Source organism: Cedecea davisae DSM 4568 (genome assembly GCF_000412335.2).
GTDB lineage: Bacteria > Pseudomonadota > Gammaproteobacteria > Enterobacterales > Enterobacteriaceae > Cedecea > Cedecea davisae.
Genome location: NZ_KE161030.1, coordinates 3,451,707 through 3,474,457 on the forward strand (window position 1 = coordinate 3,451,707; position 22,751 = coordinate 3,474,457).

The window sequence follows — 22,751 nt, forward strand, 5'->3', positions numbered from 1 at the left end:
AAGGAAAACATATCACGGTTTTCGGTTGCCGCCTATCGGCCTTCTTTCCCATCATAAAGCCAGCCAGTACGGCGCATAAAAGCAAGAACGCACCACCTGAACCAAGCACTTTTAAGGAAAACCTGAGCATGCCCGGCATCATCCATTACGGCACCTTTGTCGTCTCTTTCATCCTGCTGTTAATCATTCCCGGCCCCGGCAACCTGATCCTGATAACCAGCGCCAGCAAAGGCGGCGCGCGCAGCGGCTACCTCTGCCTGATGGGAATATTGCTGGGTGACCAGGTGCTGCTGTGGCTTGCCATTGCGGGCGTGGCAGCGCTGCTTGAGTCCTCGCCTCACGTTTTCCTGGTGATTAAATGGCTGGGTGCCGCTTACCTGCTGTGGATGGGTGCGCAACTGCTGATGAAGGCAAAAACCGGCGCTCCGCCGCCGCCGGTGACAGGCAAAAGAACGCCGTTTTTACAGGGCCTGGTCATCACCCTGATGAACCCCAAACCCATTTTGTTTTACGTGATGTTCCTGCCGCTGTTTATCGACCCGGCAAGCTGTTTGGGGATCCCAACGTTCGCGATTCTTGCAGGTACCGCCGCCGCGCTGACCTTTATCTATTGTTCGATAATGATTTTTCTGACCACGTCGCTTGCCGAAAAGGTCCGTACTCGCCCCGGCATGGTCTACCTGCTGGAGAAAGCCACCGGCCTGTTCCTGGCGCTGTTTGCCTTTAAGCTGGCATTTTTTAGCTGATGCTCATGACTAAGCGAAAATAGCGGGGCTGATTAACGCCCCGCATTGAGCTTATTCAAAACGCCGCAACTCCCGGGGTAGCTGGCTAAATAGCTCATAACCGTCGTCGGTTATCAGCAACATATCTTCCAGCATGATAGCCCCAACCCCGATGCCGTAGTAAGGCGTTTCCACGCTAAAGACCATGCCTGGCTCAAAGGTTTCGGTGGCCGCTGCGCTAATAAAAGGTGCCTCCTCCAGGCCTAAGAACAGCCCATCGCCATGCCCTAAATGACCCCGATTATAGTGCGGTAAGCCATTAGCTTTGATTTTGCTCATCGTGTCGTTAAACACATGGCTGAGCTTCACGCCCGGGCCAATCAGGCTAAGCATGTGCTCGTGGCCCTGCAAAATCGTTTGGTAGATTCGTTCGGCCATGGCCGTTGGCTGCCCGAACACCACTGTACGCGCCAAATCCGCGCCATAACCGGCCACATCCACGCCGCAGTCAAATTTGATTAAATCCCCCGATTTAACGGGTTCACGGCTCGGAATGAGTTTGGGCGCAAAATCATCGCCCACCGAGATCAAATGAAAGCGCGAAAGGTTCGTCTCCGGGTGCTGCATCACGGCCGCTTTATAGGCGGCGGTGAGATCCCAAGCCGAACAACCCTCGCCAATCGCCTTAAAGGCCTCACTGATGCCATATTCGGTGATCTGCGCGCTTTTACGCAGGAAGGCTATCTCCCACGGGCTTTTGACCATCCGCAGTTCGTTGAAGATTGCCGTTGAATCCACCAGCCGTAAATTCGGGATCGTCTTATCCAGGGTCTGCTTGCCGCCGTTGCTCATCGCATTCAGCTCGATAGCGATATTTTTATCCAGCACGCCTGCGTCCGCTAACGTGGATTTAAGGAGAGTGAAAACCGCCTCAACCGGCGGGCCAATTGGCCGTTCTTTGATCTCGCGATCGGGGTTAAAAGGCTCATCGACATCCACCCAAACCGGGAAGGTTTTCAGCTCATAGTTCGCCAGCTCAAACTGCAAGCCTGCCGCCTCGAACTCGTTCATTACGATCAATGACGGTAGATTTTCATCCCGGAAAATGACCGCCAGCGCCGCGCCAGTGTGGCGAAAGGTGTACATAAAGAAACTGGCAAAACCGGTCACATGGCAAAAGTTGTCCGGGGTGGTCACCACCAAAGCCTCTATATTATTACGGGCCATGATTGCTCTGGCTTTGGCCGTTACCGCCTGGAGATGATCTGCTTTATTCATGGTGCTCGTTACCTCAGTCTTGTTTAACTTTTGCCGTGCCCGGATCGCCAAATGTTTTAACAGATCAAAAGGGATTTATATAGCGGGCTTTTTAGTTAGATACTAAGCTCGCGCAGCAAGCTTTCGAGCCTTGTTTCTCCCTCTACGGTTTGTGCTCCGGCCTTCAGCCCGCCACGGATCAACCTCTCTGCCGCAGGCCGGGCGAAGAGCCCAGCCCAGGCATCGTGTTCGCGGTGGAACCCTTCCCGAAGATCGGAGGCCGGGATGGCTTTTTTCGCCGCCTCAATCACGCCTTCAGGCAAGCTGGCAATGTTGTTCGCCAGTTTCTCAACAAAAGAATCCAGTTCATCATCAGGTAAGGCTCGGTTGATCCAGCCATATCGCTCCGCCAGTTTGGCCTCAATAAGATCCGCGCCCAGCACCACTTCAAGTGCTCTTCCTCGCGTCATCCTGTCGAACAGATATTGCGTCGCCCCACCGCCAGGAACGATACCCATCAATGCTTCACACTGAGCAAGTCCTGCTCGTTTTTCTGCGGCAAATGCCATATCCGCTGCAGCAACAAACTCAGCACCACCGCCCCGGGCCAGGCCTGCCAGCTTAACGATGGTAACCTGCGGCTGGCTGCGTAAGAGCTCACCAAAAGCCTGGAAAGGATTAAGCTCATCAGGAGCAGCCTTCGCCAGTTCATCGAAGGCGTGAGGCTCATCAATCAGCGTCATATCAACATGAGCAATAAAGAATTCTGGAATGGCACTCTCAAAAACTAAAACATGGACAGCCGGATCGTTCCGCACAGAAAGCAGGACGTGAGTGAGCTCGGACATTAGCGCGACATCAAGAACATTCACCGGCGGATTATTGATCGTCACCGTCAACACGCCATTACGTTGAGAGCTCAGGATTTTGCTGTAATTTGTCTTTATCATCGGGGTTTCCTTTATCATCTGGAAAGAGCGAGGTCGTATTTTCGCCATCCCCTGGATAGTATATTTTGGATACCTGGCGTCAATTACGCACCTTAAACATCCCAGGGATGCTGGAGGATACCTATGGTTAAGACTGAAACTGTTTATCGGGCAGACTGCCCAAGCCGTATCGTGCTCGATCAGATAGCCGATAAGTGGTCAATGATGGTGCTGGAAGTGCTGCGAGAGCCGCAGCGTTTTAATGCCATTAAGCGAAGACTGGATGGCGTGACGCAGCGAGTCCTGACGCAGACGCTGCGCAAGCTGGAGCGCAACGGCATGGTCAAACGTAAAGTGCTGGATGGCCGGGTGCTCGGCGTGGAATATTCACTGACGCCGCTAGGACAATCCTTGCAGGAGCCTTTCTCACGCCTGTTTAACTGGACGCTGGAAAATATAGAGACCATCCAGCGCAGCCAGAAGCTGTATGACGCTGAGAGTGAGTCAGTTTAAAACTCGATATCTCAGCAGCGCGTAGTGATAAAACGGGTATGTCGTGCGCTATAAAGCCCGGGCATTACCTACCCAGGCCCTCCTACAAACATCCTTCGCTGAAGATTCGGCCTTTGTCGATTTCTGGTTTTTTAGTTAAAGAATTTTGGCTATATTTTCGCCAAATGATATCTGTGCTAGTGTATGTGTTAATTACACATACAAAAGCGCAGATCTTGAGGAGGAGAAATGCCCGCATCAGCAAGTATACGAGTGAAAAAAACAGTCACTGTCACACTAGAGCCAGAGCTGATTCAGGAAGCAAGAGCAGCTGGAATCAACTTGTCACAAACGTTGCGTAATGCTCTAAAGACCGAAATCAAGGAGATTGAAGCTGCCCGCTGGAAGAAAGAAAACGAAGCCGCAATCGACTATCTGAATCAGCTCACGGAAGAAAACGGGCTGTTATCCGACACCTACAGGACGTTCTAATCATGCAATTCACCGTCTATAAAAATACGGGCAAGCCCACGGCTTATCCGTATTTATTGAATGTTCAGAGCAACATCATTGGGCGCAGAAACACGCGAGTTGTCATTCCTTTGTTTCCAGCCGAAAACTATAAAGGACCACGCACAGACAAACTCACCCCAGCCATTAATCTGGCCGGTGAAGATTTTATTGTGATGATTCATGAACTCGCGAGTATCCCTGAACGAGTCCTGGGCGCAGAACACTGCAGTGCGGCTGAACATGAAAATACAATAAAAGCAGCGCTTAACTTCCTTTTCTATGGCATCGAATAGCTCCCCCTTCGGAAACAGAATCCGCTTTAAAGCGAGACCAGACTGATGACAACGCGCGGCAAAACGAGCAGAGACTGGGTTGATATCAACCGCGATAAAGAGAGCGGTATAGAAAGCATTAACGCCCATTTCTCCGGCCACGCTTATGACGCGCACGATCACGACGAAGTACTTGTCGGCGTGACGCAGCAAGGGCTCCAGCGCTTTAACTGCCACCGCGCCACGCACACCAGCCATCCGGGCAGAGCCATTCTGATTGAACCGGGCGCGGTACACGACGGCCACGCACCCGAAGCCGAAGGCTTTACCTACGCGATGCTCTACCTGCCCCAGGCCTGGGTGAGCGAGAACATGCAGCGCCGTGGGCTGGGTAATATCTCCACGCTGGAAGCCGCCTTCCATAACACCCTGGCGGACGACCCGCAGCTCAGCATTGCTATCCGGCAGGCGTTTTTTGCCGTCCACCATCGAGAAGGCCAACTCGCCCGCGACCAGACGCTCGACCACCTTGTCGCCCTGCTTTCACGCCACATCAGCATCAGGCCGCCTTCGGCCTCAAACGATGCGCTCAGGCAAATGTATGAAGTCAGGGATTTTCTTCACGATCGTATGCATCTGGACATCGGCCTGGGCGAACTCGCCCTGCACTCCGGCATCGACAGGTTCCGGCTCAACCGCCAGTTTAAGCAGGCTTTTGGTCAGTCGCCTCACGCTTACCTTGTGCGGCTTCGCCTGCGCACCGCCCGGGCGCTACTGGCCCAGGGGAAAGAGCCTGCGCTGGTCGCCTCGCAAACCGGATTTGCCGACCAAAGCCACATGGGACGCTGGTTCCAGCGCGCCTATCGCCTCTCCCCCGTCGCCTACCAGCGCCGCTGCACAAACGTTCTATACTGACCGCCCTGCCATCTCCGATGATGTCTTCCCCGAAAGATGAACGGAGAAGCAGGACAGATGTTTGATACCAAAATTGCCTTTATCGTACGCGACGATTTACCCACCTGGCAGCGCCTGAACGTAGTGGCGTTTCTCGGCACCGGAGTGGCAGCCGCCTCCCCGGAAATCATGGGTGCGCCATACGTGGACGCAAAAGGCCGTGAATACGGCAATTTGTCCGGCCAGCCGATGCTGATTTTCGAATCCGATCTCGCCGGGCTGCAAACCGCTCACCGCAAAGGCCTGGAGCGCGAGCTCACCCTGCTCCCTTACGTGCACGCCATGTTTTCCACCGGGCATGACGCAGCCAACCGGGAAGTCTTTAAAGCGGAAAATGCCGACAACATGAACCTGGTCGGCCTGGCGATGCGCGGCCCGAAGAAGGTGGTGGATAAGGTGATAAAGGGGTTGGCGCTGCATAAGTAGAGTTAGACAATTAATAGAACATTAGGCCCACAATTACTGAGAAATTCCATTAAGTGTGGGCTTTACATTAAAACTGAAGCTGAAAACCAACGTGCCAATTACAAAACCTTCATATCTAATTCAAATAATGAAAATCATCTCTCATATTTGAATTTTACGAAGTGGTTAATGAATGCATTTAAACCATCACCACTGACAGCAAGTTTTTTCATTTTTTCTACGTTATCAGCCCCAGCACTTGCATAACTATAGGTGTAATCTCGCGCTGTACCTTCGAACCATACTTTTATAAATGTATTTCCTAATTCATAACCACGAACACCAGAGTCATTATTTATATCTTTGTAAATTTCCATTAGAAATCCTCCAATAGTAAAAAGATCTGATTACGATGAAAAAATAACACTACGAGCCTATTATTATCGGAGGGTTTGATAAAAGCAATGACCACTGAGCTACCATTTTTTGTCTTTAATATAAGCAAGCAAATAGTTGTCAACTAAAACAGTCCTCGTGTCAATTTAAACAACCGTTCTCACTCCCCACTCTCATATCCTACCCATACTTACCCTCGATTATATTAAATAGGTTATGAATGTAGTTACCTTAATAGAATCCATATATGGGCTAATGCATCATATATACCTGCATTATGTAATATACAGCGGCAATGAACTCAATCACTTCGTAGCCGAATATTTCCTGCTGCATTTTTCTCAATTTCTTCTACATCCACGTTTTTATAGCGCGAAGGCCAAATCTCTTGAGGCTGCTTGCCCAGCGCTTCCGCAATAAGCCGCTCGCCCTTCGGCCAGCGCCTGGTTAACGCGTTTGCCAGCGTCGATGACGCGAGCCCGGAATCCCTGGATAATGCCGCCAGCGATGTGCCTTTCTTCCTGATGCCAGCGATGATATCCGCCGGATGCCAGTCCTGTGCTTTCATGCTTTCTCTCCCGTGTTTGATGTTTCAACATGGATAAGCATCGCCTTTGTTCGCAATGTACTCCACGGACTATGAGTCACATACGTTAGTTTTTTGCGGGACGAAGGTGATTAAGGGGAAGTGATTACGGAGGGGGATATTCGAAGGATAAAAAAATCGCCAGAAAATCCTTCGATTTTACTGGCGATTTTTTGAAGCTAGCGGTTTTTAGTCAGCGCTAAAAACTTATTCCCACTCAATCGTAGCAGGCGGTTTACCAGAAATATCGTAAACCACGCGGGAGATGCCGTTCACTTCGTTGATGATGCGGTTGGACACGCGGCCGAGGAAGTCGTAAGGCAGGTGCGCCCAGTGCGCGGTCATAAAGTCGATGGTTTCTACCGCACGCAGGGAAACAACCCAGTCGTACTTGCGGCCATCGCCCATTACGCCCACGGAACGGACCGGCAGGAACACGGTGAACGCCTGGCTCACTTTGTTGTACAGGTCAGCTTTGTGCAGCTCTTCGATGAAGATAGCATCGGCGCGGCGCAGCAGGTCGCAGTACTCTTTCTTCACTTCACCCAGCACACGAACGCCGAGGCCTGGGCCCGGGAACGGGTGACGGTAAAGCATGTCGTACGGCAGGCCAAGCTCGAGACCGATTTTACGCACTTCGTCTTTGAACAGCTCACGCAGCGGCTCAACCAGGCCCATCTTCATCTCTTTCGGCAGGCCGCCCACGTTGTGGTGAGATTTGATGACGTGCGCTTTACCGGTCGCGGAGGCCGCAGACTCGATAACGTCAGGGTAGATGGTGCCCTGCGCCAGCCATTTAACGTCTTCCAGCTTCAGCGCTTCTTCGTCAAACACTTCAACGAACACGCGGCCGATGATTTTACGCTTGGCTTCCGGGTCGTTCTCGCCCGCCAGCGCGGTCAGGAAGCGCTCTTCGCCTTCAACATGAACGATGTTCAGGCCGAAGTGGTCGCCGAACATGTCCATTACCTGAGCGGCTTCGTTCAGGCGCAGCAGGCCGTTGTCCACGAATACGCAGGTCAGTTTTTTGCCGATGGCGCGGTGCAGCAGCATCGCCGTCACGGAGGAGTCAACGCCGCCGGACAGGCCGAGGATAACTTTGTCGTTACCGACCTGCTCACGGATGCGGACGATCGCATCTTCGATGATTTTTGCCGGGGTCCACAGCGCTTCGCAGCCGCAGATTTCCAGAACAAAACGCTCCAGCAGACGCTGGCCCTGACGGGTGTGGGTCACTTCCGGGTGGAACTGCACGCCGTAGAAGCGTTTTTCTTCGTTGGCCATAATGGCAAACGGGCAGGTCTCGGTGCTGGCAACGGTCACGAAGTCAGACGGGATGGCGGTAACTTTATCACCGTGGCTCATCCACACGTCCAGCAGCGGCTGGCCGGCTGCGCTCAGAGAGTCTTCGATGCCGCGAACCAGGGCGCTGTCGGTTTTAACCTCAACCTGCGCATAGCCAAATTCACGCTCGGTAGAACTTTCAACGTGGCCGCCAAGCTGCATTGCCATGGTCTGCATGCCGTAGCACACGCCAAACACCGGCACGCCAGCTGTAAACACATACTCAGGCGCGCGCGGGCTGTTCTCTTCGGTGGTGCTTTCCGGGCCGCCGGAGAGAATGATGCCGCTTGGGTTGAACTCACGAATTTGAGCTTCGGTAACATCCCATGCCCACAGTTCGCAGTAAACGCCCAGCTCACGGACGCGGCGCGCCACCAGCTGAGTGTACTGAGAACCGAAGTCGAGGATCAGGATGCGATGTTTATGAATGTTTTCCGTCATTGACGTTAATTCCGAGGCAAGTGAAACGAGAATATAAAGAGCCCGGCGCGTGGCCGGGCTAGTGAAATCAGGAGCCCATGCGGTAGTTCGGAGACTCTTTAGTGATGGTCACGTCGTGAACGTGACTTTCCTGAATACCCGCACCGCTGATGCGTACGAATTCCGCTTTGGTACGCAGCGCGTCGATAGTACCACAGCCGGTCAGGCCCATACAGGAACGCAGGCCGCCCATCTGCTGGTGAACGATCTCTTTCAGGCGGCCTTTATAAGCCACGCGGCCTTCGATACCTTCCGGTACCAGTTTGTCTGCTGCGTTGTCGGTCTGGAAGTAACGGTCGGAAGAGCCTTTGGACATCGCGCCCAGAGAACCCATGCCGCGGTAGGATTTGAAAGCACGGCCCTGGTAGAGTTCGATTTCGCCCGGAGACTCTTCGGTACCTGCCAGCATGCCGCCAACCATTACCGCAGCTGCACCAGCGGCGATAGCTTTAGCGATGTCGCCGGAGAAGCGGATCCCGCCGTCGGCGATGACCGGAATACCGGTGCCTTCCAGCGCTTCAACCGCATCAGCCACGGCAGTAATCTGCGGAACGCCAACGCCGGTTACGATACGAGTAGTACAGATGGAGCCAGGACCGATGCCGACCTTAACAGCGCTACAGCCAGCTTCTGCCAGGGCGCGAGCACCAGCGGCGGTTGCTACGTTACCGCCGATGATTTGCAGGTCAGGATATTTAGCACGGGTTTCACGAATACGTTGCAGAACGCCTTCGGAGTGGCCGTGAGAGGAGTCAATCAGCAGAATATCAACGCCAGCGGCGACCAGAGCGTCAACACGCTCTTCGTTGCCTGCGCCTGCGCCAACCGCAGCCCCAACACGCAGACGGCCCTGCTCGTCTTTACAGGCGTTAGGTTTACGCTCTGCTTTCTGGAAGTCTTTAACGGTGATCATGCCCAGCAGGTGGAACCCGCCGTCAACAACCAGCGCTTTCTCAACGCGTTTTTCGTGCATTTTAGACAGCACAACGTCGCGGGCTTCGCCTTCTTTAACGGTAACCAGACGCTCTTTCGGAGTCATATACACGCTAACAGGCTGGCTCAGGTCGGTTACGAAGCGCACGTCGCGGCCGGTGATGATGCCGACCAGTTCGTTTTCTTCGGTGACTACCGGGTAACCGGCAAAGCCGTTACGCTCGGTTAACTCTTTCACTTCACGCAGGGTGGTGGTTGGCAGCACGGTTTGCGGGTCGGTTACCACGCCACTTTCGTGTTTTTTAACGCGCTTTACTTCTTCTGCCTGGCGTTCAATCGACATATTTTTGTGGATGAAACCAAGACCGCCTTCCTGCGCCAGGGCGATAGCCAGACGCGCTTCCGTCACGGTATCCATCGCTGCGGACAGCATAGGGATATTCAGACGAATAGTTTTGGTCAGTTGGGTGCCGAGATCGGCCGTGTTCGGCAGAACAGTAGAGTGAGCTGGAACGAGGAGAACGTCGTCAAACGTCAGTGCTTCTTTAGCGATACGTAGCATGGCAATATCTCAACCTGGGGTGAATGAGAACAGATAAAATATTGCCGCGGCATTATACAGAGCGTAAGCGATTGCATCCACACTTTTTTCGCAAAACTCCTTGCTAATGGCGAAACGGAAGGTAGTATCGACCTATTAACCTGCTGATTTAAAATTTGATCCAGCTCACATGCCGACACAAAATTCTCCCTCAATTTATACCGTTTCACGCCTGAATCAGACGGTGCGTCTGCTGCTGGAGCAGGAGATGGGTCAGGTCTGGATCAGCGGTGAAATTTCCAACTTCAGCCAGCCTTCTTCCGGCCACTGGTACTTCACGCTGAAAGACGATACCGCCCAGGTTCGCTGCGCGATGTTCCGCAACAGTAACCGTAGGGTAACGTTCCGCCCGCAGCACGGGCAGCAGGTTTTAGTCCGCGCCAACATCACGCTTTACGAACCGCGCGGCGATTACCAAATCATCGTCGAAAGCATGCAGCCTGCCGGTGAAGGGCTGTTGCAGCAGCAGTATGAGCAGCTCAAGCAGAAGCTGAGCGCCGAGGGGCTGTTCGACCAGGCACACAAGCAGCCGCTGCCCGTTCCCGCTCGTCAGGTCGGGGTTATTACCTCTAAAACCGGCGCGGCGCTGCACGACGTGCTGCACGTATTACAGCGCCGCGATCCGTCCCTGCCGGTCATTATCTATCCAACCGCCGTTCAGGGCGCAGACGCCCCGCTGCAAATCGTGCGAGCTATTGAACTTGCTAACCTGCGTAATGAATGTGATGTGCTGATTGTCGGGCGCGGCGGCGGCTCGCTGGAAGATTTGTGGAGCTTCAACGATGAGCGTGTTGCACGAGCAATTTTCGCGAGCAAGATCCCGGTCGTTAGCGCCGTAGGGCATGAAACTGACCTCACGATCGCTGATTTTGTCGCTGATTTACGTGCGCCAACACCTTCCGCCGCGGCGGAAATCGTCAGCCGTAATCAGCTCGAACTTCTGCGCCAAATCCAGTCCCAGCAGCAGCGCATGGAAATGGCGATGGATTATTATCTGGCGCAGCGCACTCAGCGCTTTACGCGCCTGCATCACCGCCTGCAACAGCAGCATCCTCAGCTGCGTTTAGCCCGCCAGCAAACCACGCTTGAGCGCCTGCGCCAGCGGCTCAATGTGGCAATAGACGGAAAAGTTCGCCGTGCCAACCAGCAGCAGCAGCGCCTGGCTCAGCGTCTTAATCAGCAGCAACCTCAGCCGCGCATTCATCGCGCCCAGTCTCGGTTACAGCAGCTTGAATACCGCCTGTCGCAGTTAGTAAGCGCTCAGCTCAGCCAGACAAAACAACGCTTTGGCACCGCCCTGGCGCAGCTTGAGGCGGTTAGCCCGCTGGCAACCCTGGCGCGTGGCTATAGCGTCACTACGGCCGAAGACGGCAAGCTGCTGAAGAAAACCAAACAGGTGAAGTCCGGAGACACGCTAACCACGCGCCTGGACGACGGCTGGGTCGAGAGTCAGGTTACGGGCATCAAACCGGTGAAAGCGCCGCGTAAGCGTAAGCCAGCGGCGAAAGACGAGTAAGAAATCAGAGCGCGACGGGAACAAACTCCACGCGCTTTTTAGAAATCAGCCCGTGGCCGTTCTGGCAGAAATAATCCACCGCACCACACGCTTTCAGCACCTGTAAAGGTTTATGGCAGTCCGGGCAGAGCGCCTCCAGGCGGAAATCTTTGGCGCAGGTATCACAGCGAGCGCCCCCGTCCGTTTGTTTCAGTTCGTTTTTACACGCCGGGCAATTCACCATCATTCTTCCCTCCCGCTAAGTCATTAATGGGAACCATTATATACCCATAGCGTTAAAATGGACTCACTCCGGCACTGTGCAAAGGACAGGCAAATTTAGCGCATTAATGCACCATTTTTGCCCAACCTCACCTTCCGTTTACGCGCGCTTGTATCCAGCCTGGTATCCCAGACGGCGCTGCGCCTTAGCCTTCAGTTTTTTGAACCCTTTGGCATGGTAATTGAATGGCTCCCTTGTGCAGCTAACCTGGGAGCCCCCCGATGTTTGATGAATTGTTGGATAAAGATGCGACCACTTTGGCGGCGTTAGTTCGCTGTGGCGAGGTTTCCGCGCGGGAATTAACCCAGGCGGCAATTAACCGGCTGGAGCAGCGGGAGCCTTATATTCAGGCATTTTGCACCGCCACGCCGGAGCTCGCCCTGGCGCAGGCTGATGCCGTCGATGCTAAACGTTCTGATGGGCAAGTATTGGGCCCGCTGGCAGGTGTGCCTCTGGCGGTTAAAGACCTGATCTCTACTGCCGGGGTACGAACAACCTCGGGTTCCGCTGCCTATAAGGATTTTATCCCGGAAGACGACGATATCTGCGTTGAACGCCTGCTTGCCGCCGATGCCATTCTGCTGGGTAAAACCACCGCCCCCGAGTTTGGCTACAGCGGCGTTGGGCACAATCCATTATTTCCCTCGCCCCGAAATCCCTGGGATCTGAGCAAAACGCCCGGAGGCTCCAGCGCAGGTTCAGGCGCAGCGCTCGCAGCCCGGCTCTGCCCGATAGCTTTAGGCAGCGACGGCGGAGGTTCGGTTCGCATTCCTGCCGCACACTGCGGCGTATATGGCCTGAAGGCGTCTATGGGCCGGGTACCGCTGTGGCCCGGCTGCCGCGACGAGCGCTATCCGGGAGTTTCCAGCTGGGAGTCGCTCGAGCACGTGGGGCCGATGACGCGCACGGTAAGGGACGCCGCATTGATGATGTCCGTTATCGCTGGCCCGGACATGCGTGACAGGCATTCTATCCCCAGCGCGGATGTTGACTGGCTGGCGGCGTTAGAAAAACCTCTGAGCGGTCTGCGTATCGCGTTTAGCGCCGATTTCGGCTACATCGCCGTCGACCCCGAAGTACGTCAGGTTACCACCGAGGCCGCCCGCCGTTTCGCGCGGGAATCAGGGGCAGAGCTGGACGAAGTAGACCCCGGTATCACCGATGAGGTGGCCTCTTTCGCTGCGCTGGTCGCCTTTGAAAGCGACCTCTCAGGCATGCGCAAAATGCAGGCCGAACTGGGGCCAAAAATGTCGCCGCACCTCAGCGCCATGCTGCAACACGAATGGCGTGCAGAAACTTTTACCGACGCCAACACCACACGCAAAAAAGTCTGCAACCAGCTTTGGCGCTTTATGCAGCGCTACGACCTGCTGTTGACGCCAACGCTGGCCGTGCCGCCTTTCCCGCTGAATATGCAAGGCCCGGAAATGATCGATGGCCGCATGGTGAGGAGCGACCACTGGCTGTCGTTCTGTTTCCCCTTCAATTTTACCGGCCAGCCCGCCGCTTCCGTTCCCGCTGGTTTCACCGCCAGCGGATTGCCGATTGGGCTGCAAATTGTGGGTCGTCACCTGGACGACGGCCTGGTGCTCGCGGCAAGCGCCGCTTTCGAGCGCATTCAACCATGGAATCATCTCTATCCCGCCTTGCCTGGAGTTGCCCATGAATAACAAGTCCACCCCTGCTCTGGAGCAGGAATTTGAACACGAGCCGGTACCGCTCAGCCATCGCCACTCCACCGGCTCCGTCTCGGCGGTATGGTTTGGCTTCCCGATGATCCTCACCAACGCGCTGTTTGGCGGCATTATCAGCTGGTCCCTCGGCTTCTGGCCCGCCATCATTGCGATTCTGCTGGGCAACCTGGTGCTGTTTGCCTACGTTGGCTCGCTAAGCTGGTTTGCCGGGCATACCGGCATGAACTTCGCCTTACAGGCAAAACGAACCTTCGGCACCAAAGGCTACATTTTGGTTTCGGGATTTCTGTCCACCGTGGTGATTGGCTGGTACGCATTCCAGACCGGCCTGACCGGAACCGTGATTAACCAGACCTTCGGCTGGAACGCCATGGCGGTGACCGCATTCGCCATCGTGCTTTACACCGGCATCACCTTCCTTGGAGTACGTGCCCTGTCGGTGCTCGGCATGATTGCCGCTCCGCTGTTCGTGGTGCTTGGGCTTGTCGCCTTATGGCTGATTAGCCAGACCCACGATTTCAGCACCATGACCCAGTGGCGCGGCAGCCCTGCCGCAGTCGGCACCATGAGCATGGGCACGGCGGTAACAATGGTTATCGCCGGTTTTGCCGACTCGGGCACGATGACGGCAGACTTCACCCGCTGGTCAAAAAACGGCAAATCAGCGGTCATTGCGGCCTTCTCTGCTTTCCCCGTGGCCAATGTCATCTCTTATCTTTTCGGCGTCGCTATCGTTGCCGTGGGGGCCGCCGTTGACCCGGCAAGCAACGGCGGCAACTTCCTGCCAATGCTGATGGGCCACGGTGAAATTCTGTCGGCCATCGCCTGCCTGTTTGTCTTTATCAACCTCGGTTCTGTCTGTACCCACTGCCTGTACAACGGCGCGGTAGGCTACAGCCATCTGTTCCACAGCAAAATGCGCCTGTGGACGTTGATTCTGGGCGCGACCGGCGGGGCGTTAGCACTTGCGGGCGTCTGGTCATATTTCCTGGAATGGCTGAGCCTGCTGGGGGTTGTAGTTCCTCCGTTTGGCGCAGTAATGATCGTTGATTTGATCTTTATGGCCAAAATTAGCCAAAACCGTAAAACAAGCCGCATGCGCGGTGGCGCCTTTGCGGCATGGGCTATCGGTAGCCTCTGTGCCGTGGTAGCTCACCTGCTGTTCCCGCAGTTTGGCGAAGCGGTCATTGGCCTGGTCACCGCCGCCGCCAGCTACACCCTGATAATGAAGCTAAAACGCGAAACGTCGGTCACCGTGCTGGAGGAAAAAAATGCCTGATTACGCTATTCACTCAACGCCCTACGCCTGGCCGTTTGACGGCAGCTACAGCAGTAGCAATACCGCGCTTATGGTCATAGATATGCAAACTGATTTCTGCGGTAAAGGGGGCTACGTCGACAGCATGGGCTACGACATCGAGCTGACTCGCGCGCCGATAAAACCCCTGCAACGTGTGCTGGCCCGCATGCGCGAGCTGGGCTTTCCGATTATTCATACCCGAGAGGGGCATCGCCCTGACTTAAGCGACCTGCCGGAAAATAAGCGCTGGCGCTCAAAACGGATGAACGCCGAAATAGGCGCTCAGGGCCCCTGCGGCCGCATTCTGGTTCGCGGGGAGCCGGGCTGGGAAATCATTCCCGAGCTGGCGCCGCTTCCGGGAGAAGTGATTATCGACAAACCGGGAAAAGGTTCTTTTTATGCTACCGATCTGGAGCTGATTTTGCGCAGCCGGGAAATTCGGAATCTGATCCTGACCGGTATTACAACCGACGTCTGCGTGCATACCACGCTGCGCGAAGCTAATGACCGAGGGTTTGAGTGCCTGGTGCTGACCGACTGCTGTGCAGCAACGGAGCTGAAGCACCACGAGGCGGCGTTAAGCATGATTCACATGCAGGGGGGTATTTTTGGGGCTGTGGCGAGTTCAGAGACTTTACTTGAGGGGCTTGCGGGTAAAACAACAGCGGCGCTGGCCGTTTAACGCTTAAACCAGTGTGCTCCCCTTCTGGCGAGGAGCACATTGGCTATCAATCAGGGCTTATTTACCCTTTTTGATATGCTTAATCAGACGCTTACGCTTACGCATCTGGTTTGGCGTCAGGGTGTTACGCTTACCGGCAAACGGGTTATCCCCTTCCTTGAACTGAATGCGGATAGGCGTGCCCATCACGTCCAGCGATTTACGGAAGTAGTTCATCAGATAACGCTTGTAGGAGTCCGGCAGGTCTTTCACCTGGTTGCCGTGGATAACCACGATTGGCGGGTTATAACCCCCGGCATGCGCGTATTTGAGCTTAACGCGACGGCCACGAACCAGCGGTGGCTGATGGTCTTCCGCCGCCATGTTCATGATGCGGGTCAGCAGCGCGGTGCTTACGCGACGCGTGGAGCTGTCGTAAGCTTCACGGACGGACTCAAACAGGTTGCCAACGCCGCTGCCATGCAGGGCGGAGATGAAGTGTACGCGGGCGAAGTCGATAAAGCCCAGACGGTAGTCCAGCGTCTCTTTCACCTGCTCGCGGACTTCGTTGCTCAGGCCGTCCCACTTGTTAACCACGATAACCAGTGAGCGCCCACTATTCAGGATAAAGCCCAGCAGCGAGAGATCCTGATCGGAAATGCCTTCGCGGGCATCAATCACCAGCAGCACAACGTTAGCGTCTTCAATCGCCTGCAGGGTTTTGATTACCGAGAATTTTTCTACCGTGTCGGTGATTTTCCCACGCTTACGAACGCCTGCGGTATCAATCAGAACGAATTCACGCTCATCGCGCTCCATCGGAATGTAGATACTGTCGCGGGTGGTGCCCGGCATGTCGTAAACCACTACGCGTTCTTCGCCGAGAATACGGTTAGTTAGCGTTGACTTACCCACGTTAGGGCGGCCAACGATAGCGAGCTTAATCGGCAGATCCTGAGGGTTGAAGGCTTCTTCTTCCTCTTCTTCCGCAAGCTCTTCGTCTTCAGAAATGATGCCATTTTTGGCATTGAACGCCGCCCAGTAGGCTTCGTCTTCGTCAATTTCTTCCGGTTTTTCACGCGGGTCGACATCGTCCATCCACGGGACCAGAACGTGTTCCAGCAGGCTGGTCACGCCGCGGCCATGGGAGGCAGCAATCGGGTGGATTTCGCCAAGGCCGAGGGAATAGAAGTCGATCACCGCCTGGTCCGGGTCAAGACCGTCGGTCTTGTTCGCCACCAGGAAAGTCGGCTTCTGACGGGAGCGCAGGTGCTGAGCAATGGCTTCATCCGCAGGCATCAGGCCCGCTCGAGCGTCCACCATAAACAGCACGACGTCTGCTTCTTCGATTGCCAGCAGAGACTGCTCCGCCATGCGCGTTTCAACGCCGTCTTCCGTGCCGTCGATACCGCCGGTATCGATGCAGATAAATTCACGCCCTTCCACTTCCGCACGACCATATTTGCGGTCGCGTGTCAGCCCCGGGAAATCCGCAACAAGCGCATCACGGGTACGCGTTAAGCGGTTAAACAAGGTGGATTTACCGACGTTAGGGCGCCCAACCAGCGCGACCACAGGTACCATTATAAAAGCCTCACTACTCAAAATTTATTAGTAAAACAGCGGAAATTTACGCTGTTTTTAAAAAACCAAAACGGCTCCCGTACTTCGGGAACCGTTTCAAACATTTTAGCTATCAGGCAAATCTAGCGTTTGATGGCGTACAGCGTGCCGTCTTTTGCCTGGATAAGCAGTTTGTCACTGGCAACCACCGGGGTGGTCTGGAAGCCGGAGCTGTCCACTTTTTGCTGAGCGACAAAGCGCCCATCATCGGCGTTGATCCAGTGCATATAGCCTTCGCTATCACCAACCACCAGGTAGCCGTTATACAGCACCGGAGCGGTCAGGTTGCGGTGCAGCAGATCGCTCTGCGTCCACAGGGTTACGCCACCATCGGCGTTGAGGGCAACAACGCGGTCGTTCTGATCCACCAGGTAGATGCGGTTTGCATCAACGATGAAATCATTAACCGAGCCCATTTCACGTTTCCACATGATCTGACCGGAGCGCAGATCCAGCGCCGTCAGGTTGCCGTTATAAGCCAGGGCGTAAACCACGCCATTCACGATAACCGGCGTGGTGTCCACGTCGCTCAGACGGTCGATTTCAGTCGCACCGGTCGCCTGGGAGATGCGCTGCTGCCAGATAATTTGGCCCTGCTGCATCAGTACCGCGCTTACGCGGCCGTTATCGCCGCCAACAATCGCTGCGCCAAATGCGGTAGCCGGAGCAGATTCGCCGCGCAGTGACAGAGAAGGCATGTCGAGGTTAACGGTCCATTTCACCGCACCATCGGCTTCGTTCAGCGCCTGCAGCATACCGTTGCTGGTATGAATAAGCACCAGACCGTCGCTGATGACCGGACGAGACAGCGCTTCACCGGCCACTTTTGCCTGCCAGGCAATGCTACCGTCAGAAGTATTCAGGGCGAAGACTTTAGCCTTCTCGCTACCCACGTAGAGGTGCGCTCCGTCAACGGTCAGGCCGCCTGAGAGCAGCGCCGGAATATTGCTGGAGAAGAAGCCGGTTTTCTCAGAGAGATCGACCTTCCACACTTCTCTACCGTCGTCCGCACTCACAGCTTTAACCACGCCGTGGCGGTCAGCGGCGAAAATGGTGCTGTCCTGCCATGCCGGATGAAGGTTGGAGTAGAAATCACCGATTCCGTTACCTACGGAGGTGTTCCACGCTTTTTCCGGGGTGAACTGGTTTTCCACGGTCGGCAGCGGGGACATTTTAACGACATCTTCTTCGCCACTGAACAGGGAACAGCCGCTGAGCAGCGTCAAAGAGAGCAGCCCTGGTACAAATAGTTTACGCAATTGCATCGGGTCCCTCTTAGCTGGACAAATTATTGATTTTCATCTGCATCATTTCACGCAGCGCCGGAGAAGCATTGGTCTGTGAACCTTTGCTCCACGCATCACGGGCGCCTTGCTTATCCCCTTTACTGAGCAGCGCTTCGCCGCGCAGGTCAGCAACAATGGCCGCCCAGCCTTCGCCTTTAACGCCATCAAGCGTTTTCAGCGCCACGTCAGCCTGCTTTTGCTGGATCTGAACGCGAGCCAGGCGCAGGTTAATCAGCGCCTGCAGGTTTTCATCTTTGGTGCTGCTAAGGCCGGTTTGTAGCTGGGTAGCCGCTTTGTCTAAATCGTTTTTATCAACGAACTGCTGCGCCAGCTCCAGCGCCGCCAGTGCGCCGTAGGTGTTTTTATTGTCGGCTGCGAATTTCTCTACCGCTTCCAGAGTCTGCGGCTGGTCGGCTTTGACCGCGCTGGTGACGTTCTGATAAGCCAGAGAGGCTTCACGCATGGAGTCGTCCTGATGGCCGTTCCAGTAACGCCAGCCCACCAGAGCGCCGATACCCAGCACAACCCCGACTACCAGCGCTTTGCCGTTTTCTGCAAAGAAGCGCTTTACCGCTTCCATCTGATCGTTTTCGTTCTCGTAAACTTCCACGCAGTCCTTCTCCTTAACCAATAATCACCGGGTGATTAACCCAGTAACGCCTGCAGGTGGGCGGCAGCATCGGCTTGCGCCACGTTTTGTTGCTCACCTGTGCGTAAATCCTTAACCACGACTTCGCCTTTAGCGACTTCGTCTTCACCCAGTACCAGCGCAACGCGAGCGCCCCACTTGTCGGCACGAGCGAACTGCTTCTTAAAGTTACCGCCGCCATAGTTAGTCATTAACTTCAGCGCCGGAACCTGGTCACGCAGTTTTTCTGCCAGCAGCATCGCCGCGCCCTGAGTTCCCTGACCGGAAGAGATCAGGTACATATCGACAACGGATTCTGCTTTAAATTCCGGATTAATCGCCTGAACCAGTAAAACAAGACGCTCAAGACCCATAGCAAAGCCAACGGCCGGTGCAGCGCGCCCGCCAAGTTGCTCTACCAGACCATCGTAGCGGCCGCCGGCACAAACGGTTCCCTGCGAGCCAAGGCTGTTGGTAACCCATTCGAATACGGTGCGGTTGTAGTAGTCCAGGCCGCGCACCAGACGCTGGTTCACGGTATAGCTGATACCGGCGGCGTCCAGGTACTGGCACAGGCCAGCAAAGTGTTCGCGGGACTCTTCGTCGAGGTAATCGCCAAGCTGAGGCGCATCATTCAGCAGAGTCTGAACATCCTGATTTTTAGAGTCCAGCACGCGCAGCGGGTTGCTGTACATGCGGCGCTGGCAATCTTCGTCCAGCTTCTCTTTGTGCTGCTCAAGGAAAGCAACCAGCGCATCGCGGTAGTTTGCGCGGGCTTCAAGAGAACCGATGGAGTTCAGCTCAAGGCTGACGTGCTGGTCGATACCCAGCGCACGCCACCAGCGGGCGGTCAGCATGATTAGCTCGGCGTCGATGTCCGGGCCATTCAGGCCAAAGACTTCCACACCCAGTTGGTTAAACTGGCGATAACGCCCTTTCTGAGGACGCTCGTGGCGGAACATCGGCCCGATGTACCACAAACGTTGTTCCTGATTGTACAGAAGACCATGTTCGATACCGGCACGCACGCAGCCCGCGGTGCCTTCAGGACGCAGGGTCAGGCTGTCGCCGTTGCGGTCCTCGAAGGTATACATCTCTTTTTCAACCACGTCGGTCACTTCGCCGATAGCGCGTTTGAATAACGGGGTCTGCTCTACAATCGGCAAACGGATTTCGCTGTAACCGTAGCTCGCGAGCACCTGCTTAAGAATGCCTTCAATACGCTGCCAGATGGCGGTTTCGCCCGGCAGGTAATCGTTCATGCCGCGAATGGCTTGAATGTTTTTTGCCACGTTTTTTCTCTGCTTTATATACAAAAAATGAACCCGAAATCAGGCCATTCACTCAGGTAAACGGCCGTGCGGGTTCAATCATACACGGGAAGCCTTGTGCTTCCCATGCTTCGCATTATTTTTCCAGCTGTTGGATATCGATACGCTGCTTTTCATCCAGCATGCTGGCCTTGGCACGAATGCGCGCTTCGAGCTGCGCAATCATGTCATCGTTGTCCATACGATCTCTCTGGCGCACGCCATCTTCGTAGAAACCGCTTTTCTTATTACCGCCGGTGACCCCAAGAGTTGAGACCAGCGCTTCGCCAGGGCCGTTAACCACGCAGCCGATGATAGAAACGTCCATCGGGGTGATGATATCTTCCAGCCGCTGTTCGAGCGCGTTGACCGTCCCGATAACGTCAAACTCCTGACGCGAACAGGTTGGACAGGCGATGAAGTTGATCCCGCGGGAGCGAATACGCAGCGACTTCAGGATATCGAAGCCCACCTTGATCTCTTCTACCGGATCCGCCGCCAGAGAGATACGCAGCGTGTCGCCGATCCCTTCAGAAAGCAGCAGGCCCAGGCCGATCGCAGATTTTACCGCACCGGCACGTGCCCCACCCGCTTCGGTGATCCCGAGGTGCAGCGGCTGATCGATCTGCTTAGCTAACAGGCGATAAGACTCAACTGCCAGGAAGACATCAGAGGCTTTTACGCTGACTTTGAATTGATCAAAGTTGAGACGATCGAGATGATCTACATGGCGCATAGCGGATTCGAGCAGCGCCTGCGGCGTTGGCTCTCCGTATTTTTCCTGCAGATCTTTTTCCAGAGAACCGGCGTTAACGCCGATGCGGATAGGAATATTTTTGTCGCGCGCGCAGTCAACAACGCTGCGAATACGCTCTTCGTTACCGATGTTGCCCGGGTTAATGCGCAGGCAGTCCACGCCGTATTCGGCAACTTTAAGGGCGATGCGGTAATCGAAGTGAATATCGGCAACCAGCGGAACGTTAACCTGCTGCTTAATCAGCTTGAACGCTTCTGCGGCGTCCATCGTCGGCACGGATACGCGTACGATATCGGCACCAACGCGTTCTAATGCTTTGATTTGATTAACAGTCGCTTCCACATCAGTGGTGCGCGTGTTGGTCATCGACTGAACGGCGATAGGTGCACCATCGCCGATTGGCACATTACCGACGTAGATCCGTTTGGATTTGCGACGTTGGATTGGTGCGGCATTATGCATGGTAAATCTCCACAATTACCCGTCCGGGTTGGCGCTGATTATTCAGCACCCACGGTCAGACGCGCAACCTGGTTAGTTCTGATAAAACGACTCAGGTCCACAGGTTTACCCTGGTATTGAACCTGTACTGCGGCCGGTGCACCAATTTTTAACTTATAAGGTGCCTTGCCGGCTAAATTCAGGCTAGCGCCTTTGCGTTGGATGCCGCTAAACAGTTTTTTACCGGCGGCGTCCGTTACTTCCAGCCAGCAGTCGGCGCTAAAGTTCATCGCCAGACCTTCAGCATTCTGCGCAGGCGCGGTGGTGCTGGCCGGGTCAGTTGGCAGCTGGCCAGCGGTTGGCGCTGGAGCGGTTTGTGCGTTATCAATCGGCGCCTGGCTTGGGGAGACAACGGCAGACTGCTGGGCGTTATCAGCCGGGGCAGTTTGCTGTGCTGTCGCGGCCGGAGCCGCGCTGTCAGAAGCCAAAGGCTGAGCCGTGGAAGGCGCAGGTGATGCATCAGCAGGCGCTGTTGCATCGCTACCGGTGTTCAGCGGTACTGACTGGCCGCTGCTGGTAGAGAGATCGGTTGTGGACTGATCGGCCATGGTCGAAATTTCTTCCTGCTGCGCTTTGTGGTTTTGCCACCACCATGCGCCCGTCAGGCCAACCACAACAAACAGAACCAGCCAGGTAAAACTCATCAGCCAGCCGTCGCGCTTTTTACGGCGCTTGCCCAGGGAGAAGCTTTGCATTGGCTCAACTTTAGCGGCCTTGATAGGCGCCTGTTTGGCCATCATCGGCAACAACTCTTCTTCCGGGATATGAACCAGTCGCGCATAAGAGCGGATATAGCCACGCAGGAAGGTCGACGCCAAATCGGCTGGCGCCTTATCGTCTTCGATGTCCCTGACGGTGGAAACCTTCAGACACAGTCGTTCAGCCACGGCTTGTTGGCTGAGACCAAGTTGTTCACGCGCGTTGCGTAAACGCTCGCCCGTGGTTTGTGCTGCATTTGATTCGTTAGTGGCTTCAGTATTCATTAGCTACAACTGCTGGTACTGTTCAAATTAAAGAATTTGGCACGAGTCCTGTACCGCAACGTCTCCGCTACGTCAGATTGACTCGCACCGCGAAACAAATCTGATACCTGAAGGAAGGCTAACCCTCAGCAAAAATACCCGGTTCTGCCGCACGCTTCACGCTCGGCGCGCATTTTTCCGGGCTACCGGACCAGCCGGTTAGTTAACCATAGACACCCTTCGGCGGGCTGTCTGTTAACTTTACGAAATTGAAACAACTAAACTGTTGTTGTGCGGCTACATACTGCCTCAAAGCCGCCGGAAACGCACCGTAATTATTGTGCAGAAGAGTGTATTAGGACAC

At 55.0% G+C, this 22,751-nt stretch carries 23 protein-coding genes; 10 read left to right on the top strand and 13 right to left on the bottom strand.

Annotation, left to right across the window (positions count from 1 at the left end):
- The first annotated feature begins 128 nt into the window (after positions 1 to 128).
- On the top strand, positions 129 to 746 hold the full coding sequence (locus HMPREF0201_RS15625; protein WP_016537718.1) for a LysE family transporter: 618 nt from the start codon (positions 129 to 131) through the stop codon (positions 744 to 746).
- A gap of 51 nt (positions 747 to 797) precedes the next feature.
- On the opposite strand, the gene HMPREF0201_RS15630 is transcribed toward HMPREF0201_RS15625, so the two are convergent.
- Complete coding sequence (locus HMPREF0201_RS15630; protein WP_016537719.1) at positions 798 to 2,003, bottom strand: M24 family metallopeptidase; 1,206 nt, start codon at positions 2,001 to 2,003, stop codon at positions 798 to 800.
- A gap of 95 nt (positions 2,004 to 2,098) precedes the next feature.
- Positions 2,099 to 2,932: an enoyl-CoA hydratase/isomerase family protein gene (locus tag HMPREF0201_RS15635; RefSeq protein WP_039898612.1), complete on the bottom strand. Its 834-nt coding sequence runs from the start codon at positions 2,930 to 2,932 to the stop codon at positions 2,099 to 2,101.
- A gap of 123 nt (positions 2,933 to 3,055) precedes the next feature.
- Here HMPREF0201_RS15635 and HMPREF0201_RS15640 point away from each other — a divergent pair, with 123 nt between their 5' ends.
- From HMPREF0201_RS15640 to HMPREF0201_RS15660, 5 genes are all read left to right on the top strand, one after another.
- The gene (locus tag HMPREF0201_RS15640) at positions 3,056 to 3,424 is read left to right on the top strand and encodes a winged helix-turn-helix transcriptional regulator (protein WP_016537721.1); all 369 of its coding nucleotides are present in this window, start codon (positions 3,056 to 3,058) and stop codon (positions 3,422 to 3,424) included.
- Between the two features lie 228 nt (positions 3,425 to 3,652).
- On the top strand, positions 3,653 to 3,895 hold the full coding sequence (locus HMPREF0201_RS15645; RefSeq protein ID WP_016537722.1) for a type II toxin-antitoxin system CcdA family antitoxin: 243 nt from the start codon (positions 3,653 to 3,655) through the stop codon (positions 3,893 to 3,895).
- A gap of 2 nt (positions 3,896 to 3,897) precedes the next feature.
- Positions 3,898 to 4,209: a CcdB family protein gene (locus HMPREF0201_RS15650; RefSeq protein ID WP_039898614.1), complete on the top strand. Its 312-nt coding sequence runs from the start codon at positions 3,898 to 3,900 to the stop codon at positions 4,207 to 4,209.
- Positions 4,210 to 4,254: 45 nt separating this feature from the next.
- On the top strand, positions 4,255 to 5,103 hold the full coding sequence (locus tag HMPREF0201_RS15655) for an AraC family transcriptional regulator (protein WP_039898616.1): 849 nt from the start codon (positions 4,255 to 4,257) through the stop codon (positions 5,101 to 5,103).
- A gap of 57 nt (positions 5,104 to 5,160) precedes the next feature.
- Positions 5,161 to 5,568, top strand: a complete 408-nt coding sequence (locus HMPREF0201_RS15660; RefSeq protein WP_039898618.1) for a DUF2000 family protein — start codon at positions 5,161 to 5,163, stop codon at positions 5,566 to 5,568.
- Positions 5,569 to 5,702: 134 nt separating this feature from the next.
- Here HMPREF0201_RS15660 and HMPREF0201_RS15665 read toward each other — a convergent pair whose 3' ends face one another.
- The 4 genes from HMPREF0201_RS15665 to guaB form a co-directional block, all read right to left on the bottom strand.
- The gene (locus HMPREF0201_RS15665; RefSeq protein ID WP_016537726.1) at positions 5,703 to 5,924 is read right to left on the bottom strand and encodes a hypothetical protein; all 222 of its coding nucleotides are present in this window, start codon (positions 5,922 to 5,924) and stop codon (positions 5,703 to 5,705) included.
- A gap of 320 nt (positions 5,925 to 6,244) precedes the next feature.
- The gene (locus HMPREF0201_RS15670; RefSeq protein WP_016537727.1) at positions 6,245 to 6,511 is read right to left on the bottom strand and encodes a helix-turn-helix domain-containing protein; all 267 of its coding nucleotides are present in this window, start codon (positions 6,509 to 6,511) and stop codon (positions 6,245 to 6,247) included.
- Positions 6,512 to 6,736: 225 nt separating this feature from the next.
- Positions 6,737 to 8,314, bottom strand: a complete 1,578-nt coding sequence (gene guaA / locus HMPREF0201_RS15675) for a glutamine-hydrolyzing GMP synthase (RefSeq protein ID WP_016537728.1) — start codon at positions 8,312 to 8,314, stop codon at positions 6,737 to 6,739.
- A 67-nt stretch (positions 8,315 to 8,381) separates the two neighbouring features.
- Positions 8,382 to 9,848, bottom strand: a complete 1,467-nt coding sequence (gene guaB / locus HMPREF0201_RS15680; RefSeq protein WP_016537729.1) for an IMP dehydrogenase — start codon at positions 9,846 to 9,848, stop codon at positions 8,382 to 8,384.
- Positions 9,849 to 10,017: 169 nt separating this feature from the next.
- Between guaB and xseA the strand changes: the two genes are divergently transcribed.
- Positions 10,018 to 11,403, top strand: a complete 1,386-nt coding sequence (gene xseA / locus HMPREF0201_RS15685) for an exodeoxyribonuclease VII large subunit (RefSeq protein ID WP_016537730.1) — start codon at positions 10,018 to 10,020, stop codon at positions 11,401 to 11,403.
- A 4-nt stretch (positions 11,404 to 11,407) separates the two neighbouring features.
- On the opposite strand, the gene HMPREF0201_RS15690 is transcribed toward xseA, so the two are convergent.
- Positions 11,408 to 11,629 carry a zinc ribbon domain-containing protein gene (locus tag HMPREF0201_RS15690; RefSeq protein WP_016537731.1) on the bottom strand — a complete coding sequence of 74 codons (222 nt, stop codon included), beginning with the start codon at positions 11,627 to 11,629 and terminating at the stop codon, positions 11,408 to 11,410.
- Positions 11,630 to 11,886: 257 nt separating this feature from the next.
- On the opposite strand from HMPREF0201_RS15690, the gene HMPREF0201_RS15695 reads away from it, so the two are divergent.
- From HMPREF0201_RS15695 to biuH, 3 genes are read left to right on the top strand one after another with little or no spacing between them, the layout of a single operon-like run.
- Entirely contained in the window at positions 11,887 to 13,335 is a 1,449-nt protein-coding gene (locus HMPREF0201_RS15695; RefSeq protein WP_016537732.1) for an amidase, read from the top strand.
- Positions 13,328 to 14,638: a purine-cytosine permease family protein gene (locus tag HMPREF0201_RS15700; protein WP_016537733.1), complete on the top strand. Its 1,311-nt coding sequence runs from the start codon at positions 13,328 to 13,330 to the stop codon at positions 14,636 to 14,638. Before HMPREF0201_RS15695 ends, HMPREF0201_RS15700 begins: the two co-directional genes overlap by 8 nt.
- Complete coding sequence (biuH, locus tag HMPREF0201_RS15705; RefSeq protein ID WP_016537734.1) at positions 14,631 to 15,341, top strand: biuret amidohydrolase; 711 nt, start codon at positions 14,631 to 14,633, stop codon at positions 15,339 to 15,341. The genes HMPREF0201_RS15700 and biuH overlap by 8 nt, the downstream gene beginning before the upstream one ends.
- 57 nt (positions 15,342 to 15,398) lie before the next feature.
- Here the strand turns inward: biuH and der are convergent, their stop codons facing one another.
- The 6 genes from der to rodZ form a co-directional block, all read right to left on the bottom strand.
- A complete protein-coding gene (gene der, locus HMPREF0201_RS15710) occupies positions 15,399 to 16,904 on the bottom strand; it encodes a ribosome biogenesis GTPase Der (RefSeq protein WP_016537735.1) in 1,506 nt (501 codons plus the stop codon).
- 122 nt (positions 16,905 to 17,026) lie between these two features.
- A complete protein-coding gene (gene bamB, locus HMPREF0201_RS15715; protein WP_016537736.1) occupies positions 17,027 to 18,208 on the bottom strand; it encodes an outer membrane protein assembly factor BamB in 1,182 nt (393 codons plus the stop codon).
- A 10-nt stretch (positions 18,209 to 18,218) separates the two neighbouring features.
- Entirely contained in the window at positions 18,219 to 18,839 is a 621-nt protein-coding gene (locus tag HMPREF0201_RS15720) for a YfgM family protein (protein WP_039898620.1), read from the bottom strand.
- 35 nt (positions 18,840 to 18,874) lie between these two features.
- A complete protein-coding gene (gene hisS / locus HMPREF0201_RS15725; RefSeq protein ID WP_039898622.1) occupies positions 18,875 to 20,149 on the bottom strand; it encodes a histidine--tRNA ligase in 1,275 nt (424 codons plus the stop codon).
- Between the two features lie 115 nt (positions 20,150 to 20,264).
- Positions 20,265 to 21,386 (bottom strand): flavodoxin-dependent (E)-4-hydroxy-3-methylbut-2-enyl-diphosphate synthase, encoded by a 1,122-nt coding sequence (gene ispG, locus HMPREF0201_RS15730; protein ID WP_016537739.1) that lies wholly within the window; start codon positions 21,384 to 21,386, stop codon positions 20,265 to 20,267.
- A 38-nt stretch (positions 21,387 to 21,424) separates the two neighbouring features.
- Entirely contained in the window at positions 21,425 to 22,408 is a 984-nt protein-coding gene (gene rodZ / locus HMPREF0201_RS15735) for a cytoskeleton protein RodZ (RefSeq protein ID WP_016537740.1), read from the bottom strand.
- Positions 22,409 to 22,751 lie beyond the last annotated feature (343 nt).